Below are 16553 nucleotides of genomic sequence, written 5' to 3'. Positions count from 1 at the left end.
GGTCACCGACGAGGCCCGCCGCCGGCTCAGCTCCGAGGCCGAGTCGACCCGCGCCGAGGCCGAGGCCCTCCTCCAGCGCGCCCGCAGGGACGCCGAGCGGCTGCTGAACGCCGCGTCCGCGCAGGCGCAGGAGGTCACGAGCCACGCCGAGCAGCTCCGTACGTCCAGCACCGCCGAGTCCGACCAGGCCCGCCAGCAGGCCGGCGACATCAGCCGGGCCGCCGAGCAGCGGATGCAGCAGGCCGAGGAGCGGCTGCGGGAGGCCCGCGCGGAGGCCGAGAAGGTCGACGCGGAGTCCAAGGAGGCCGCGGCCAAGCGGATGGCCGCCGCCGAGTCGCAGAACGAACAGCGCACGCGTACGGCCAAGTCGGAGATCGCCCGGCTGGTCGGCGAGGCCACGCAGGAGGCCGAGGCGACGAAGGCCGAGGCCGAGCAGGCGCTCGCCGACGCCCGCGCCGAGGCGGAGAAGCTGGTCGCGGAGGCGGCCGAGCGGGCCCGTACGGTCGCGGCGGAGGATTCGGCCGCGCAGCTCGCCAAGGCGGCCCGTACGGCGGAGGAGGTCCTGAACAAGGCGTCCGACGACGCCCAGGCCACCATCCGGTCGGCGGGCGAGGAGGCCGAGCGGATCCGCCGCGAGGCCGAGGCCGAGGCGGACCGGCTGCGCGGCGAGGCCGCCGAGCAGGCCGACCAGCTCAAGGGCGCGGCCAAGGACGACACGAAGGAGTACCGCGCCAAGACCGTCGAGCTCCAGGAGGAGGCGCGCCGGCTGCGCGGCGAGGCCGAGCAGCTGCGGGCCGACGCGGTCGCCGAGGGCGAGCGGATCCGGGGCGAGGCGCGGCGGGAGGCCGTCCAGCAGATCGAGGAGGCGGCCAGGTCCGCCGAGGAGCTGCTGACCAAGGCGAAGGCCGACGCGGACGAGGCGCGGACGAACGCGACGGCGGAGAGCGAGCGGGTCCGTACCGAAGCCATCGAGCGCGCCACGACGCTGCGCCGGCAGGCCGAGGAGACGCTGGAGCGCACCCGCGCCGAGGCCGAGCGGCTGCGGGTGGAGGGCGAGGAGCAGGCCGAGGCGACGAAGAAGGCGGCCGAGGAGGCCGCCGCCGCCCTGCGCGAGGAGACGGAGCGGGGCGTCGAGTCCCGCAAGGCGGAGGCGGCGGGCGAGCTGACCCGGCTGCACACGGAGGCGGAGCAGCGCCTCGCGTCGGCCGAGGAGGCGCTCACCGAGGCGCGCGGCGAGAGCGAGCGGATCCGCCGGGAGGCCGGCGAGGAGACGGACCGGCTGCGCGCGGAGGCCGCCGAGCGGATCCGTACGCTCCAGGCGCAGGCCGAGCAGGAGGCCGAGCGGCTCCGTACGGAAGCGGCGGCGGACTCGGCGCAGTCCCGCGCGGAGGCGGAGACGCACGCGGTACGGCTGCGCACGGAGGCCGCGACGGAGGCGGAGCGGCTCAAGAGCGAGGCGCAGGAGACCGCCGACCGGATCAGGGCCGAGGCGGCTGCCGCCGCCGAGCGGGTCGGGGTGGAGGCCGCGGAGGCACTGGCCGCCGCGCAGGACGAGGCGGCCCGGCGCCGCCGCGAGGCGGAGGAGACGCTGGCCGCCGCCCGCGCGGAGGCGGACCAGGAGCGCGCGAGCGTACGGGAGCAGAGCGAGGAGCTGCTCGCCTCGGCCCGCAAGCGGGTCGAGGAGGCGCAGGCGGAGGCGCAGCGGCTGGTCGAGGAGGCGGACCGGCGCGCGACGGAGCTGGTGGCCGCCGCCGAGCAGACGGCGCAGCAGGTACGGGAAGCGGTGGCCGGTCTCCAGGACCAGGCCGAGCAGGAGATCGCCGGGCTGCGGTCGGCGGCCGAGCACGCGGCGGACCGTACGCGTACGGAGGCGCAGGAGGAGGCCGACCGGGTGCGCGGCGACGCGTACGCGGAGCGGGAGCGGGCCACGGAGGACGCCAACCGGATCCGTACGCGCGCGAACGCGGAGTCCGAGGCGGCGCAGGCGCTCGCCGAGCGGACGGTCGGCGACGCGATCGCGGAGGCGGAGCGGCTGCGGGCCGACAGCGCGGAGTACGCGCAGCGGGCCAGGACGGAGGCGTCCGACTCGCTCGTGGCGTCGGAGCAGGACGCGTCGCGGGCCAGGGCCGAGGCCAGGGAGGACGCCAACCGGATCCGGGGCGACGCGGCGGCTCAGGCCGACCGGCTGGTCACGGAGGCGACCAGCGAGGTCGAGCGGATGCGCGCCGAGGCGGCCGAGGCGATGGGCCAGGCGCAGCAGGCGGCCGAGCGGCTGCGGGCCGAGGCCGAGCGGGTCAAGGCGGAGACCGAGGAAGCGGCGGAGCGGCTCAGGAACGAGGCGCAGGAGGAGACGGACTGGCTGCTCGACGAGGCGCGCAAGGACGCGGCCAAGCGCCGTGCGGACGCGGCGGAGCAGGCGGACCAGCTCATCAACAAGGCCCAGGAGGAGGCGTTGCGCGCCGCCACCGAGGCCGAGGAGCAGGCGGACCGGATGGTCGCCGCCGCCCGCAAGGAGGCCGAGCGCATCGACGCGGAGGCCACGATCGAGGGCAACTCCCTGGTGGAGAAGGCCCGTACGGACGCGGACAACCTGCTCGTGGGGGCCAGGCGCGACGCCACGGCCATACGCGAGCGGGGCGAGGAACTGCGTCAGCGCGTGGAGTCCGAGATCGAGCAACTGCACGAGCGGGCCCGGCGCGAGACGTCCGAGCAGCTGCGGACGGCGGGCGAGCGGGTCGACGCCTTGATGAAGGCCGCGGAGGAACAGCGGGCCGAGGCCGCGCGGAAGGCGGAGGAGCTGGTCTCCGAGGCCAACTCCGAGGCGAGCAGAGTCAGGATCGCCGCCGTGCGCAAGGCGGAGGGTCTCCTCAAGGAGGCCGAGCTGAAGAAGGCCGAACTGACCAAGGAGGGCGAGAAGTTGCGCGCGGACGCCCAGCAGGCCGCCAAGCAGATGGTCGAGGACGGCGAGCGGGACCTGGATGTCCTGACCCGCAGACGCGCGGACATCCAGACGGAGATCTCCCGTGTCCAGGACGTGCTCGAAGCGTTGGGGTCATTGGAGGCACCGTCGGGCCCGGCGAAGGACAACCCGGTCAAGGCGGGTGCGGCGGCCGGAACTAATCGTTCGGGTGGCAAGTCTTCCGACGGCTAGGACCGGACCACCGGCCCCTGGGCTCCGGGAAACCGCTTCGAGCCACTCAAAAGGCTGGACATTCTCCATATCAAACCGGCATCAACACGATGACACGCCGCTCCGGCCCCTAGGATTCCCCCTATCACCTCACCGGTCTCATTCGACAGGAACCCCATGAGTGACACATCCTCCCCATTCGGCTTCGAGCTCGTGCGGCGTGGTTACGACCGTGGTCAGGTGGACGACCGCATTACCAAACTCGTCGCCGACCGTGACAGCGCCCTGGCCCGCATCACCGCGCTGGAAAAGCGCATCGAGGAGCTGCATCTCGAAACGCAGAATGCTCAGGCCCAGGTCAGCGACGCGGAGCCTTCGTACGCCGGCCTCGGCGCCCGCGTAGAGAAGATCCTCCGCCTCGCCGAGGAGGAGGCGAAGGACCTGCGCGAGGAGGCCCGTCGCGCGGCCGAACAGCACCGTGAGCTCGCCGAGTCGGCGGCCCAGCAGGTCCGTAACGACGCCGAGTCGTTCGCGACGGAGCGCAAGGCGCGGGCCGAGGACGAGGGCACGCGCATCGTCGAGAAGGCGAAGGGCGACGCCTCCACGCTGCGTTCGGAGGCGCAGAAGGACGCGCAGGCCAAGCGTGAGGAGGCGGACGCGCTCTTCGAGGAGACCCGCGCCAAGGCCGCCCAGGCCGCCGCGGACTTCGAGACGAACCTCGCCAAGCGGCGTGAGCAGTCCGAGCGTGACCTCGCGACGCGTCAGGCGAAGGCCGAGAAGCGCCTGGCGGAGATCGAGCACCGCGCCGAGCAGCTGCGCCTGGAGGCCGAGAAGCTGCGTACGGACGCGGAGCGCCGCGCCCGTCAGACGGTGGAGACCGCTCAGCGTCAGTCCGAGGACATCGTGGCCGACGCGAACGCCAAGGCCGACCGGATCCGCAGCGAGTCGGAGCGCGAGCTGGCGGCGCTCACCAACCGCCGCGACTCGATCAACGCCCAGCTGACCAACGTCCGCGAGATGCTGGCGACGCTGACCGGTGCCGCGGTGGCCGCCGCCGGCTCCCCGGCCGACGACGAGCCGATCTCCCGCGGGGTGCCGGCGCAGCAGTCGCGCTGACCCACTCCGCGGCCGGGCGCCCCAGCGGGTTCGCGGCCTCGCGCCCGCGCGGGTAACGATCGCGTAAGCCCCCTGCCACTCCGGTGGCGGGGGGCTTTTTGTGCCCTTAGGTTGTCCGCATGATCGAGGTTGAGGGTCTCACCAAGCGCTTCGGCCGCAAGGTCGCCGTCGATCAGCTCTCCTTCGAGGTCAGACCCGGTGTGGTGACGGGTTTTCTGGGGCCCAACGGCGCGGGCAAGTCGACCACGATGCGGATGATGCTCGATCTGGACAACCCGAGCGGCGGCTCGGTCAGGATCGACGGGAAGCGCTACCGCGACCTCTCCGAACCGCTCAAGCACATAGGGGCGCTGCTGGAGGCCAAGGCCATGCACGGCGGCCGGAGCGCGTACAACAACCTCCTCTGTCTCGCGCAGAGCAATCGGATCCCGGAACGCCGGGTGTCCGAGGTGCTGGACATGGTCGGACTGACGGCAGTCGCGCGGAAAAAGTCCAAAGGATTCTCGCTTGGTATGGGCCAACGCCTAGGAATCGCCTCGGCGCTGCTCGGTGATCCCGAGATCCTGATGTTCGACGAACCGGTCAATGGGCTTGATCCCGAGGGAATTCACTGGATCCGCAATCTCATGAAGGCCCTCGCGGCGGAGGGCCGGACGATCTTCGTCTCCAGCCATCTGATGAGTGAAATGGCCCTGACGGCGGATCACTTGATCGTGATCGGTCAGGGACGGCTCCTCGCGAACACCTCGATGGCACGCTTCATCCACGACAACTCCCGCAGTTACGCGCGTCTGCGCTCCCCGGAGCGCGAGCGGCTGAGCGACGTCCTCGCGGCGGAGGGGTACACGCCGGTCGAGGCGGAGGGCGGGGTCCTGGAGATCGACGGCGCGGAGACCGAGGAGCTGGGCGAGCTGGCCGCGCGCCACGGCATCGTCCTGCACGAGCTGAGCGCGCAGCGCGCCTCGCTGGAGGACGCCTTCATGCAGATGACGGCGGAGTCCGTCGAGTACCACGCCCACGCGGGGGCCGACGGCGGCCCGCCCCGGGAGTTCGAGGGCAAGGGAGCCTGACCCATGGCACTGACAACGGCACCGGCGGTTCTCCAGTCCGAGTGGACCAAGATCCGTACGGTCTCCTCCACCACCTGGACCCTGATCAGCGCCCTGGTGGTGACCGTCGCCCTGGGCGCCGTCCTGTGCGCGGTGTACAACGCGACGTTCGACGATCTCGACGACGCCCAGCGGGCCACCTTCGACCCGACGTTCGCCAGCTTCTCCGGGATGGTCCTCGGCCAGCTCGCGATGGTGGTCTTCGGGGTGCTCGTGGTCGGCTCCGAGTACTCGTCGGGCATGATCCGTACCTCACTGGCCGCCGTGCCCCGACGCTCCCTCTTCCTCTTCTCCAAGATCTTCGTGGCCGGGGTGCTGGCCCTGATCGTCGGACTCCTGACCGGATTCCTCTCCTTCTTCCTCGGCCAGGCGCTGCTCGGCGACCACAGCACGACCATCGGCGAGCCGGACGTCCTGCGCGCGGTCATCGGCAGCGGGCTCTACATGGCGCTGATCGCCGTCTTCTCGATGGGCGTGGCGGCGATGCTGCGCAGCTCGATGCTGTCGCTGGGCATCCTGATGCCGTTCTTCTTCCTGGTCTCGCAGATCCTGGCGGCGGTCCCGGGCGCGAAGGACGTCGCGCGGTACTTCCCCGACCAGGCCGGCCGGAAGATCCTCCAGGTGGTGCCGGACGCCATGAACTCGGACCGGGCGCCGTACGGGCCCTGGGAGGGCCTGGGGATCCTGGTGCTGTGGGTGGCCGCGGCGCTGATCGGTGGCTGGATCGTGATCAAGAAGCGCGACGCCTGAGACGGCAGCTGACCCCACACGCCCCACCGTCGCGGGGCGCGCCGCACCGTTGTAACGACTTGGCCGGAACCGTCAAGCCCCGGATATCCTCCTAACTCAAACGGGGGGCCTTCGGTCCGGAAGCGGCCACTGCCCCGACGACCTGACCTGTCGATGGGGCTGGCGAATGATCGAGGCGATCGGCCTGACGAAGCGCTACGGCGCCAAGACGGCCGTGCACAACCTTTCCTTCCAGGTACGGCCCGGCACCGTCACCGGGTTCTTGGGCCCCAACGGTTCCGGCAAGTCCACGACGATGCGGATGATCCTCGGCCTCGACCGGCCCACGGCCGGAAGCGTCACGGTCGGCGGGCATCCCTTCCGCCAGCTGCCGAACGCGCCGCGCCAGGTCGGCGCGCTGCTCGACGCGAAGGCCGTGCACGGCGGCCGTACGGCCCGTACGCACCTGCTCTCGCTGGCCCAGCTGTCGGGCATCCCGGCGGCCCGGGTGGACGAGGTGCTCGGGGTCGTCGGCCTCCAGGACGTGGCACGGCGGCGTTCCAAGGGCTTCTCGCTCGGCATGGGCCAGCGGCTCGGCATCGCGGCGGCGCTGCTGGGCGACCCGCAGGTGCTGCTGTTCGACGAGCCGGTCAACGGGCTCGACCCGGAGGGCATCCTCTGGGTCCGCAACCTGATGAAGCGGCTGGCCTCCGAGGGCCGTACGGTCTTCGTCTCCTCGCACCTGATGAGCGAGATGGCCGTCACCGCCGACCATCTGATCGTGATCGGACGCGGGCAGCTGCTCGCCGACATGAGCGTCACGGACTTCATCTCCGCGAACTCCGCGGACTTCGCGCGGGTACGGACCGCGCCGATCGACCCGCCGCAGCGGGAGAAGCTGATGTCCGCGCTGACGGAGTCGGGCGGCCAGGTGCTGTCCGAGCCGGACGGCGCGCTGCGGGTGACGGGGCTGCCGCTGCCCCGCATCAGCGATCTCGCGCACGACGCGGACGTACGGATCTGGGAACTGTCACCGCACCAGGCCTCCTTGGAGGAGGCGTACATGCGGATGACGCAGGGCGCGGTGGACTACCGGTCGACGGCGGACGCGCTGGAGGGCTTCCAGCCGCCGCAGCAGGGGTGGGGACAGGGCCAGGGGTACGGGACCCCCGTACCGCCGGTGGTCCAGGAGGCGCCGCAGCAGGGGTGGTACGCGCCACCGCCGCCGGGTCAGAACCCGTACGCGACACCGGCGCCGGCGGCCGCTCCCGTACCGGCTCCGGCTGCCGTACCGGCTCCTGCTCCTGCTCCTGCAGGGGCTTCCGCTCCCGCCCCGGCAGCGGCCCCGACGACACAGCCGACACCGCGCGACAGCGACAGCAACAACGAGGACGCCCGATGACGACCCCGTACCAGCAGCAGCCAGCTCCGCATCCGCCGGCGCCCCAGTGGGGCACGGGTCCGGTGGGTGGCTACGTCTCGCCGATCCCCGTACGCCGGGCCACGCTCGGCGACGCCGTCGCCTCCGAGTGGACCAAACTCCGGTCCGTACGGTCCACGATGTGGACGCTCGGCGTGATGCTCGTCCTGATGGTCGGCATCGGGACGCTCACCGCCCTGGTGGTCTCCACCTCCACCGAGTCGCTCAACGACGACGTGCTGACCCTCGGCTTCTTCGGGGTACTGCTCGGCTCGATCTGTGTCATCACGCTCGGCGTGCTGACCATCTCGTCCGAGTACACGACCGGCATGATCCGTACGACTCTGACCGCGTGCCCCAGCCGCGTCCGGGTCCTCGGCGCCAAGTCGCTGGTCTTCTTCCTGCTGATCTTCGTCCTCACCGTGGTCACCACGGCGCTCGTGGGCGCCCTCCAGGTGGCGATCACCGACGCGCCCTCGCCGTCCGGGGAGACGTGGTTCCGCTCGACCGTCGGCGTCAGCCTCTACCTGGCGACGCTGGGGCTGCTGGCGCTGGCCGTCGGGGCGCTGATCCGGCACTCGGCGGGCGCGATCACCATCATGATCGGCGTGGTCCTGATGCCGCTGGTGCTGGCGATGTTCATGTTCGCCGACTCGCTCAGCACGCTGCGCGACGGGCTGTTCGACTACTCGATCCCCAACCAGCTCGCGGTCTTCTACGACAACGCGGGCGTCTCCGGCGACGGCGCGGGGCCGTCCGGCTGGGAGCCGCTGTGGATCATGATCGGGGTGACGGCCGTCGCGATGACGGGCGCCTTCTTCGCGCTGGACCGCCGGGACGTGTGAGGCGCGGGGACCGAGGGCGTCAGTACCGAGGGGCGTTACGGGACCGCTGCACCCGCGAGGTGCGGCGGTCCTTCGCGTTCCAGCACGCCTGGTGCCAGTGCCGCCGGTCCTCCACCCCGCCGTACTCGGGCCAGGCCACCACGTGCGCGACCCCCGCGGGGATCTCCTGGTCGCACCCCGGGCAGCGGTAACGCTTGCCCGCCGCGCTCGCGCCGGCGACATGGCGTACGGACCACTGCTCGCCCTGCCACCCCTCCGAGCGCTGGAATCCGCCGTACCGGTCCCCCTCGTCACCGGTGGGATCGGTCGGTTTCTCGCCGCCTCGGGGGCGGTTGCGGCGCGGGGACACAGGACACCTCACGGGGCAGGCAGCACGGTTCCCGTCCAGCCTACGGCCCACACCCCCGGGTAGACGTCGCACACGGCCCAGGACGGCTCCCGCCGCGAGAGCGCGGCAAGAGCGCCACAAGAGGGACTTACCGGACAATCGCAAGAACTTTGTGGAGAGCCGTGCCTTTGGCACGTGTCAGACGTTGTTGCCCGTAAGGGGGAGTCGCGTCGGCCGCAAGGAGGCAGAGAGCGATGCGTGTGGGAGCTTTTGTGCTCGCGGCCCAGTTCCCGGGCCAGGGACAGGGCGAGGCGCTGCACCGGGCGGTGCGTACCGCCGAGGTCGGCGAGGAGTCGGGACTTGACGCGGTCTGGCTGGCCGAACACCACTTCGTGCCGTACGGCGTGTGCCCGTCGGCCGTCACCCTGGCCGGGCTGCTGCTCGGCAGGACCCGGCGCCTCAGGGTGGGTACGGCGGTCAGTGTGTTGCCGAACGTGCATCCGGTGGCCCTCGGCGAGCAGGCCGCGCTGCTGCACCTCGTCTCCGGCGGCCGGTTCTCGCTCGGGGTGGGCCGGGGCGGCCCCTGGGTGGACCTGGAGGTGTTCGGCGGCGGCCTGCGGGCGTTCGAGGAGGACTTCCCGGAATCCCTCGACCTGCTCCTGCGCTGGCTGCGCGAGAGCCGGGTGGGTGCGGCGGGCGAGCGCTTCGCGTTCCGTGAGGTCGCGGTGGTGCCACGGCCTGACGAGCTGATGGATGCGGCGGCGCCCGAGGTGGTCGTCGCGTGCACCTCACCCGGGAGCGTCCGGCTCGCGGGCGAGCGCGGGCTGCCGATGCTGCTGGGCATGCACGCGGGGGACGACGAGAAGGCGGAGATGGTCGCGTTGTGGCGTACGTACGCCGGCGCCGCCGGACACGACCCGCGCGTGTCGCACGTGTCGGCGGGGGTCGCCCAGATCGCCGACACGGCGGCGGAGGCGAGGGAGAGCCTGGTGAAGGCGATGCCCGCCTGGCTGCGGCAGGGGCTGGGCGCCCATGTGACGGTGGACGGCCGGGAGCGGTCCATGCGCGACCCCGTCGCCTATACGGAACTGCTGTGCGGCCTGCACCCGGTGGGCTCGCCCCGGCTCGCCGCCGACCGCCTGGCCGCCACGGCGGAACGTACGGGCATCACGCGCTTCGCGCTGCTCGTCGAGGGTTCGGGCGACCTGGCGGCGACGGAGGAGAACGTACGGCGGCTGGGAGCCGACGTACTCCCCCTGGTGAACTGACCGCTGACCGCCGCCACTCCGCCGATTCAGGCGGCGGAGTGGCGGCGGGGGACGTCAGCAGTCCCGGAGTTCGGGGGACTGGTTGAGCAACTGGCCACGGATCGAGGTGAATCGGGCCAGCCGGTCGTCGACCGAGGGGTCCAGCGGGAACACCGCGACACGATGGCAGTTCTGGAAGGCGAGACGCACTCCGAAGTGCCGCTGCAACGCACCGCGAATGGCATCACTCGCGAGGGCGCGCAGCAACTGACCACGTGCCTGCTCGTCCGGCGGCGGCGTCTGGTTGTCGGCGAACTGTCCACCGTCCACCTTCAGCTGAGCCACCAGCGAACTGATCATCTCCCACGCGTAGGGCAGGGAGGTCCGGACGCAGTCGACGAAAGCAGCTTCGTCGACCTCGCCTCGCTCGGCCTGTTCCAACAGTGCCGGTGAGACGTCGAGCGACATGGGTTCTCCTCTCGCGACCCCGAAGACCGGGGTCTTGCGGGCACGGAAAAGAGGCGACGACGACGCAGCGTGCACGACCGGCGACCTCAGGTATCCACGTTAGGCGTGTGGTCGGGCCCGCACCAGGCGAATGGGAACACAACCGGCCAATAACGAACGGGGCTTCCGGGGCGAATCGCGCGCGACCTGGGCGGTCGAGTAGCGTTGCCGACCATGCGTCTCGTCATTGCCCGCTGCTCCGTGGACTACGCGGGCCGGCTCACCGCCCACCTGCCCTCCGCGCCCCGTCTCATCCTGGTCAAAGCCGACGGCAGTGTGTCGATCCACGCCGACGACCGGGCGTACAAACCTCTCAACTGGATGTCCCCGCCCTGCACCCTCAAAGAGGATGACGCCACTTGGACGGTGGTGAACAAAGCGGGCGAGAAACTGATCATCACGATGGAGGAGGTCCTCCACGACTCGTCCCACGAACTGGGCGTCGACCCCGGCCTGATCAAGGACGGCGTGGAGGCACACCTCCAGGAACTCCTCGCCGACCGCATCGAGACCCTGGGCGAGGGCTACACCCTGATCCGCCGCGAATACCCGACGGCGATCGGCCCGGTGGACATCCTGTGCCGGGACGCGGACGGCGCGACGGTGGCGGTGGAACTCAAACGCCGAGGCGACATCGACGGCGTGGAACAACTCACCCGCTACCTGGACCTCCTGAACCGAGACCCCCACCTGGCCCCGGTGAAGGGCGTCTTCGCGGCCCAGGAGATCAAACCCCAGGCCCGAGTCCTGGCCACGGACCGAGGCATCGGCTGCCTGGTCCTGGACTACAACGCGATGCGAGGCATCGAGGACGACAAACTGCGCCTGTTCTGACGGGCGGAAGGGCCCGACCTGGGCGCAGCCGGTCGGGCCCTTCGTGTTGTACGGCTGCCGGCGGACGGCTACGAGCGACCGAACTCGCCGCCCGCAACTCCGCACACGAACGCGTCGAACTCGCGGGGCGCGAAGACCAGCGCCGGGCGGGTCGGGTCCTTGCTGTCACGCAGGGCCACCACGTCACCGATGTGGGCAACTTCGACGCACTGTCCGTTGCCGCTGCTGTAACTGCTCTTCCGCCACGCAGCGTTGGAAAGATCCACCTGCTTCATCCCGCAACCTTCTCTCATGTGGTTTCTCGAACCAACGCCCCTATGAGGGCAACCGAGTCGTTCGGACTCAGCGCCTGGGCACGCAGGTGATCGAAGATCTGGCTGTAGCGCCGGACGTCTTCCTCGGCTTCCAGGAAGAGATCGCCGGCCATGCTGTCGATGTAGACGACCGAGGGGTCCACGGCCTCCGGGAAGTCCATCAGCACGAAGCTGCCCGGCATTCCAGGGTGAGCGCCCGTACCGAAGGGGATGACCTGGAGCGTGATGTGCGGATCGGCCGCCGCCTTGGTCAAATGATCCAACTGGTCGGCCATGACCTGACGGCCGCCGACTTCTCTCCGCAGGGCGGCTTCGTCCAAGATCGCCCACAGTTCAAGAGGATGCTCCTTCTCGAAGACGGCCTGTCGTTCCACACGCGCCTGTACCCGTTGGTCAACTTCCTTGGGAGTAGCCATCGGAAGCACGCCCCGGATCACGGCCCGTGCGTAGTCCTCGGTCTGGAGCAGACCAGGAACGAACAATGACTCGTAGTTCCGGACGCCACGCGCTTCGGCTTCGAAGCTGATGTACGCAGTGTATTCATTGGGCAGATCGGCGTGATACGGCCGCAGCCAGCCTTGTTCGTCCGCGGTACGCGAAAGCGCCAAGATCTCCGAGCGCTGCGGGTCGGCAACTCCGTACAGATCCAGCAGTCCGACCAACGTCCGCTGCTGCGGACGCACCTTGGCAGTCTCGATCCGGTAGAGCGTCGCGGCGTTGATGCCTGTTCGTTCAGCGACGTCATCCCTGGTCAGACCGCTTATCTCACGCAGCCGTCGCAGTTCGGCCGCTAAGCGGCGGAGACGAATCGGGGGTGCTTGCCGTTTCGGCGCCACTCGCCCCATCCCTTCATGTGCACGGCTGTCACGGACGAGTTTGACCGAACCCCACCCATCACAGCAAGTCAGATTGCGTATGCACGGTATGCATTCGATTACCTTGCACAGTACTGCCAGGCTTAGGCATGCTGAGCAAACGCAAGCCTGGCACGATCAGTTCCGGCCGGTGGTGGAGTGACGAAGGTGCGCCCAGAAGTGGGACGCACCTCGGCGCGGCATGTCCAGCCATGAACACGCTTGGTCATCGATGACGACCGAGGGTCACAAGAACGTGTCGGCTTATCCGGCCGGTGCGGCAGCGTGTGTATCCGCACGGCTCCCGATGCAAGGGAGGCACGTTGTGAAACCACTCATCTACGGCTACATGCGGCTCTTCTCTGACGTCACCGATCAGCAGGTGTACGCAACGGAACAAGAGATGCGACGCTTCGCCCAAGCGGCCGGCTTCCAGCTGGCGGCCGTCTTCCACGACGTCGAGTCCGGCTCGCATGAAGCCTTCTACGAACTGGGAGTCGCGTTACGACGTGCGGACGCGCACGACGTCGTACTGCCGTCGCTACCCCACCTGTCCACGAACGACGTGCTTCAAGACGCGCTGTTGGACTGCCTGGAAGACCGCTTTCAAGCACAAGTCCATGTGCTCGCGACTCCCGCGACCCAAGACAACCTCTCGCCGGCAGACAAGAGGTAGTGGCATGTCGCGACTTCGCGGTTGGGACCGGTTGACGCTGGCGGCCGTTCCCACGGCGGCGTGCTGCGCCCGTACCTTCACCAAGTGCACCTTGCGCTGGTGGGAGGCGACCGACGTCATGGACGACGCGCTGCTGATCATCTCCGAACTGGTGACGAACGCCGTCAAGGCAACCGGCCCGAACACCCCGGATCCGACGTGGTCGGACGTCAGGGCGGAGCATGTCCTCGGCGTACAACTCCGCGTCGTGGACATGAACCTGTACGTCGAGGTGTGGGACAGAGCCGGCGAGATCCCCACGCCCAAGGCACCGTCAGCCGACGACGAGGGTGGACGGGGCCTCCTGCTGGTCCAGTCACTCACCAGAAGGTGGGGCACCTTCCGCCCACCGGCGGGGGGCAAGATCGTGTGGGCCGAGCTACCGCTCACCAAAGCCCCCGACCTCACCCCCCAGACACCCCCGCTCCCCCACCGCGTACCGAGCGAAGCCCGCGCCCCCGAGGGCAAGACAAAAACACAGGTCGAGACCGCACTGATGGAACGCGTCCTGGAAGGACTCCGCAGGCTGTAGCCACCCAGCGACGGGTGCGAGCGCTGCAAGCACCTGAAACGAAGAACATCCCAGTCCACACCAGTCACGGGGTGTGGACTCCACGTCAAAAATATTCTCGACTAGAGCGTGCCCCTTAACTCGAAATCCACCCCAATGAGGAATGAAGTATCAAACCAGGTTCGCTTCGGGCTGGGTCGGGGGTGGATACGTGGATACGCCGAATGGTTTCCGTACGCCGTGGTCCTGGTGGTGTGGCTCTCGGGAGCGCCTCGTATCCGGAAGGGTGGGGGCGGCTGGTGCGGGTTGGGTGTGGTTCGGAGGGCGGGAGGCTCTTGTGGGCAGCGGGCAGAAGGTCGCCATCATCACCGGGGCCTCGGGGGGTATCGGCGGGGCGCTCGTCGCTGCCTATCGGGGGCTGGGGTACGCGGTTACCGCTACCGACCGGGCCGCGCCGGTGTCGGGGGATTCCGGGGTGCTCTCCGTGGCCGCCGATGTGACCGAGGCCGGGGCCGGGGACCGGGTCGTCGGGGCGACTCTCGAACGGTTCGGGCGTGTGGACACACTGGTCAACGGTGCCGGGGTCTTCGTCTCCAAGCCGTTCGTCGAGTACACCGACGAGGACTTCGAGCTGGTGGTCGGGGTGAACGTGCGTGGGTTCTTCGAGGTCACGCGGAGCGTGATCGCCGCGATGATCTCCCGGGAGGGTGAGGGTGGGGGGCATGTGGTGAATATTTCAAGCACTCTTGTCGAGAACGCCGATGCCGCCGTGAGCGGGGCGCTCACGTCCCTGACCAAGGGCGGTCTCAACGGCGTCACGAAGTCGCTCGCCATCGAGTACGCCACCCGCGGTGTCCGGGTGAACGCCGTCTCGCTCGGTGTCATCCGGACCCCGATGCACCCGACGGACCCCGGCGGGTTCCAGGCCGCGCGCCACCCGGTCGGCCGGATGGGCGAGGTCGACGACGTCCTGCGGGCCGTGCTGTATCTGGAACAGGCCCCCTTTGTCACCGGGGAGATCTCGCACGTCGACGGGGGTCAGAGCGCGGGGCATTGACGGGGGCGGGGGACCTATCTGTGCCTTAGACCAGGGCCTTGAGCAGTCTCTCCCCGAGGACCGCCGCCGAGTGGGGGTTCTGGCCCGTGACCAGGTTGCGGTCCTCCACCATGTACGGCTCCCAGGCCGGGCCTCGGCTGAACTGGACGCCGACCTTCTCCTTGAGGTCGGTCTCCAGCAGCCATGTGGCCCTGGAGGCCAGTCCGACGCCCTCTTCCTCCTCGTTGGTGAAGCCGGTGACCTTGTAGCCCTTGAACGGCGACTCGCCGTGGATCCTGGTGGCGAGCAGCGCGGCGGGGGCGTGGCAGACGATGAAGAGCGGGTTGCCCGAGGCGAGCTGGGCCGTCAGCAGCCGGCCGGCGTCCGCGTCGAACGCGAGGTCCGACATCGGGCCGTGGCCGCCGGGCAGGTAGACCGCGTCGTAGTCCTCCAGCCGTACGTCCGACAGCTTGATCGGCCGCCGCATGACCTCCGCGTCGCGGATGACGGCCTCAAGATCGAGGGCTTCCTGTTCGCCGCCCACCATGGAGGGGCGCAGGCTCATCATGTCGACGTTCGGCGTCACACCGCCGGGCGTCGCGACGACCACCTCGTGCCCGGCGTCGGTGATCTCCTTGTACGGGTTCGCGAACTCCTCGGCCCAGTATCCGGTGGCGTACCTGGTGCCGTCCTTGAGCACCCAGTACGTCGCCCCGCTCACTATGAAAAGGATCTTCGCCATCACTCATGCGCCTCCGTTCGGATGATTCGTTCGATATACCCCCTTTTAGGCTAATCAGGTGCCCGATCGCACGCATGTGTTCCACGACCCCGACGAGTGGATTTCGATGACCGGAAGGCCACCCGCCGTACCGGCGCGCATACCGTACGACGCGGAAAGGAGTACATCGTGGATGCCACCCTCAAGACCGTCATCGGCGGGGAGCTCGTAGAGCTGCCCGGCACGATCGCGGCCGTGCGCGCGACCATGGACGCGGGCAGGGCTGCCGAGTTCGATCGCGAGATCGAGCACGCGCCCGCCGACGAACTCCCCGCGCCCCTGGTGCGCTGGGCACTGGCCGACACCGGTGCGGACGACGAAGACGACGCCCTCTTCGAGAGGCTGGCCCGCGGCGAGGACGTGAGTGCGAGCGGCGCCGCCCGCGTCGTCCACGTCTGACGGCTCCGATGCCCGAGGGCGGTGGAGTGTGCGCGCCGAACCGCCCGGGGCGACGTGGTTCTCGTGGGGGCCGGGCGGTTACGTATGTGGGTGGGTCAGGCGATGACGCCGGCGGGGGTTCCTGTGGGGGTGCCCGCGCTCAGGCTTGGTTGGGAGGAGCTGGCCGTCGGGGGGGTTGCGTCTGCGGACGGGGTTTCCGTGGGGGTTTCCGACGGGGTGTCCGAGGGGGTTTCGCTCGGGGGGTCCGTGGGGGTGTCCGACGGGGTTGTCGGGTGCGACGGGGACTTCGTGGGGGACTTGGTGGGGGTGGACGGGTCGTCGTCGCCCGGGTCCGTCGAGGTGGAGCTTGTCGTCGGGGACGGGCTCTTCGTCGTGGTGGGGGTGCCCGACTCGGTGCCTGTGCCGGTGGGGGACGGGGGGCCCGCCTCGCCCGGGACCGCCGCGTTTCCGGCGCCGGGGCGGTTGGTCGAGCCCGTGTCCGGCTGGTCCTGCGGTACGCCGCCGTCGCCGTCCTCCGGGTCCACCGACTGTCCCGGTGTCCCGTGGTCGAGCTGGTTGTTGTCGTTGTTGGACGTCGCGCCCAGAGTCACGACCGTGCCCAGGACGGCGGCCAGCACCGCGCCCGTGCCCGCCGCGACCAGGTTCCGGCGCGCGCCGCCCAGGACCGAGCGGCGCCGG

Annotated in this window: 17 protein-coding genes and 1 pseudogene; 12 read left to right on the top strand and 6 right to left on the bottom strand. The window is 70.0% G+C overall.

Going from position 1 to position 16553, the window contains the following annotated elements; all coding sequences use genetic code 11:
• The 6 genes from scy to GT042_RS23730 form a co-directional block, all read left to right on the top strand.
• On the top strand, nt 1-3151 hold a 3151-nt coding region (gene scy, locus GT042_RS23755; protein WP_161310757.1), incomplete at its 5' end, for a polarized growth protein Scy.
• Between the two features lie 156 nt (nt 3152-3307).
• Nucleotides 3308-4246: a cellulose-binding protein gene (locus GT042_RS23750; RefSeq protein WP_161310756.1), complete on the top strand. Its 939-nt coding sequence runs from the start codon at nt 3308-3310 to the stop codon at nt 4244-4246.
• A 119-nt stretch (nt 4247-4365) separates the two neighbouring features.
• Nucleotides 4366-5316 (top strand): ABC transporter ATP-binding protein, encoded by a 951-nt coding sequence (locus GT042_RS23745; protein WP_161310755.1) that lies wholly within the window; start codon nt 4366-4368, stop codon nt 5314-5316.
• A gap of 9 nt (nt 5317-5325) precedes the next feature.
• Entirely contained in the window at nt 5326-6105 is a 780-nt protein-coding gene (locus tag GT042_RS23740) for an ABC transporter permease (protein WP_161310758.1), read from the top strand.
• 166 nt (nt 6106-6271) lie between these two features.
• Nucleotides 6272-7486, top strand: a complete 1215-nt coding sequence (locus GT042_RS23735) for an ABC transporter ATP-binding protein (RefSeq protein ID WP_161310754.1) — start codon at nt 6272-6274, stop codon at nt 7484-7486.
• Nucleotides 7483-8349: an ABC transporter permease subunit gene (locus tag GT042_RS23730; RefSeq protein WP_161310753.1), complete on the top strand. Its 867-nt coding sequence runs from the start codon at nt 7483-7485 to the stop codon at nt 8347-8349. Before GT042_RS23735 ends, GT042_RS23730 begins: the two co-directional genes overlap by 4 nt.
• Nucleotides 8350-8368: 19 nt before the next feature.
• On the opposite strand, the gene GT042_RS23725 is transcribed toward GT042_RS23730, so the two are convergent.
• On the bottom strand, nt 8369-8698 hold the full coding sequence (locus GT042_RS23725) for an ATP/GTP-binding protein (protein ID WP_161310752.1): 330 nt from the start codon (nt 8696-8698) through the stop codon (nt 8369-8371).
• Between the two features lie 233 nt (nt 8699-8931).
• Between GT042_RS23725 and GT042_RS23720 the strand changes: the two genes are divergently transcribed.
• Nucleotides 8932-9945, top strand: coding sequence for an LLM class flavin-dependent oxidoreductase (locus tag GT042_RS23720; protein WP_161310751.1), 1014 nt, complete (start codon nt 8932-8934; stop codon nt 9943-9945).
• A gap of 54 nt (nt 9946-9999) precedes the next feature.
• Here the strand turns inward: GT042_RS23720 and GT042_RS23715 are convergent, their stop codons facing one another.
• On the bottom strand, nt 10000-10392 hold the full coding sequence (locus tag GT042_RS23715; RefSeq protein WP_161310750.1) for an SCO5389 family protein: 393 nt from the start codon (nt 10390-10392) through the stop codon (nt 10000-10002).
• Nucleotides 10393-10605: 213 nt separating this feature from the next.
• Here GT042_RS23715 and nucS point away from each other — a divergent pair, with 213 nt between their 5' ends.
• The gene (nucS, locus tag GT042_RS23710; protein WP_202533598.1) at nt 10606-11265 is read left to right on the top strand and encodes an endonuclease NucS; all 660 of its coding nucleotides are present in this window, start codon (nt 10606-10608) and stop codon (nt 11263-11265) included.
• Nucleotides 11266-11333: 68 nt separating this feature from the next.
• Here nucS and GT042_RS23705 read toward each other — a convergent pair whose 3' ends face one another.
• Both GT042_RS23705 and GT042_RS23700 read right to left on the bottom strand, forming a co-directional pair.
• Nucleotides 11334-11540, bottom strand: a complete 207-nt coding sequence (locus GT042_RS23705) for a DUF397 domain-containing protein (RefSeq protein WP_161310748.1) — start codon at nt 11538-11540, stop codon at nt 11334-11336.
• A gap of 14 nt (nt 11541-11554) precedes the next feature.
• Nucleotides 11555-12415 (bottom strand): helix-turn-helix transcriptional regulator, encoded by an 861-nt coding sequence (locus tag GT042_RS23700; RefSeq protein ID WP_345943889.1) that lies wholly within the window; start codon nt 12413-12415, stop codon nt 11555-11557.
• 343 nt (nt 12416-12758) lie between these two features.
• Between GT042_RS23700 and GT042_RS23695 the strand changes: the two genes are divergently transcribed.
• The 3 genes from GT042_RS23695 to GT042_RS23685 all read left to right on the top strand — a co-directional run bounded on the left by GT042_RS23695 (nt 12759) and on the right by GT042_RS23685 (nt 14716).
• Nucleotides 12759-13109, top strand: a complete 351-nt coding sequence (locus tag GT042_RS23695; RefSeq protein ID WP_161310746.1) for a hypothetical protein — start codon at nt 12759-12761, stop codon at nt 13107-13109.
• 4 nt (nt 13110-13113) lie between these two features.
• Nucleotides 13114-13680, top strand: coding sequence for an ATP-binding protein (locus tag GT042_RS23690; protein WP_161310745.1), 567 nt, complete (start codon nt 13114-13116; stop codon nt 13678-13680).
• A 316-nt stretch (nt 13681-13996) separates the two neighbouring features.
• Nucleotides 13997-14716: an SDR family oxidoreductase gene (locus tag GT042_RS23685; RefSeq protein ID WP_345943888.1), complete on the top strand. Its 720-nt coding sequence runs from the start codon at nt 13997-13999 to the stop codon at nt 14714-14716.
• A gap of 25 nt (nt 14717-14741) precedes the next feature.
• Here GT042_RS23685 and GT042_RS23680 read toward each other — a convergent pair whose 3' ends face one another.
• The gene (locus GT042_RS23680; protein WP_202533596.1) at nt 14742-15437 is read right to left on the bottom strand and encodes a type 1 glutamine amidotransferase domain-containing protein; all 696 of its coding nucleotides are present in this window, start codon (nt 15435-15437) and stop codon (nt 14742-14744) included.
• Nucleotides 15438-15605: 168 nt separating this feature from the next.
• Here GT042_RS23680 and GT042_RS23675 point away from each other — a divergent pair, with 168 nt between their 5' ends.
• Nucleotides 15606-15875 carry a hypothetical protein gene (locus tag GT042_RS23675; RefSeq protein WP_161310742.1) on the top strand — a complete coding sequence of 90 codons (270 nt, stop codon included), beginning with the start codon at nt 15606-15608 and terminating at the stop codon, nt 15873-15875.
• A gap of 95 nt (nt 15876-15970) precedes the next feature.
• Here GT042_RS23675 and GT042_RS23670 read toward each other — a convergent pair.
• Nucleotides 15971-16553, bottom strand: a pseudogene (locus GT042_RS23670) (ATP-binding protein); the annotation flags it as partial.

Origin of the sequence: Streptomyces sp. SID3212, assembly GCF_009865405.1 — a bacterium.
Classification (GTDB): Bacteria; Actinomycetota; Actinomycetes; order Streptomycetales; family Streptomycetaceae; genus Streptomyces.
Note: the sequence above shows the minus strand (reverse complement) of the source record. Positions and strands in the feature narration are given on the sequence as shown.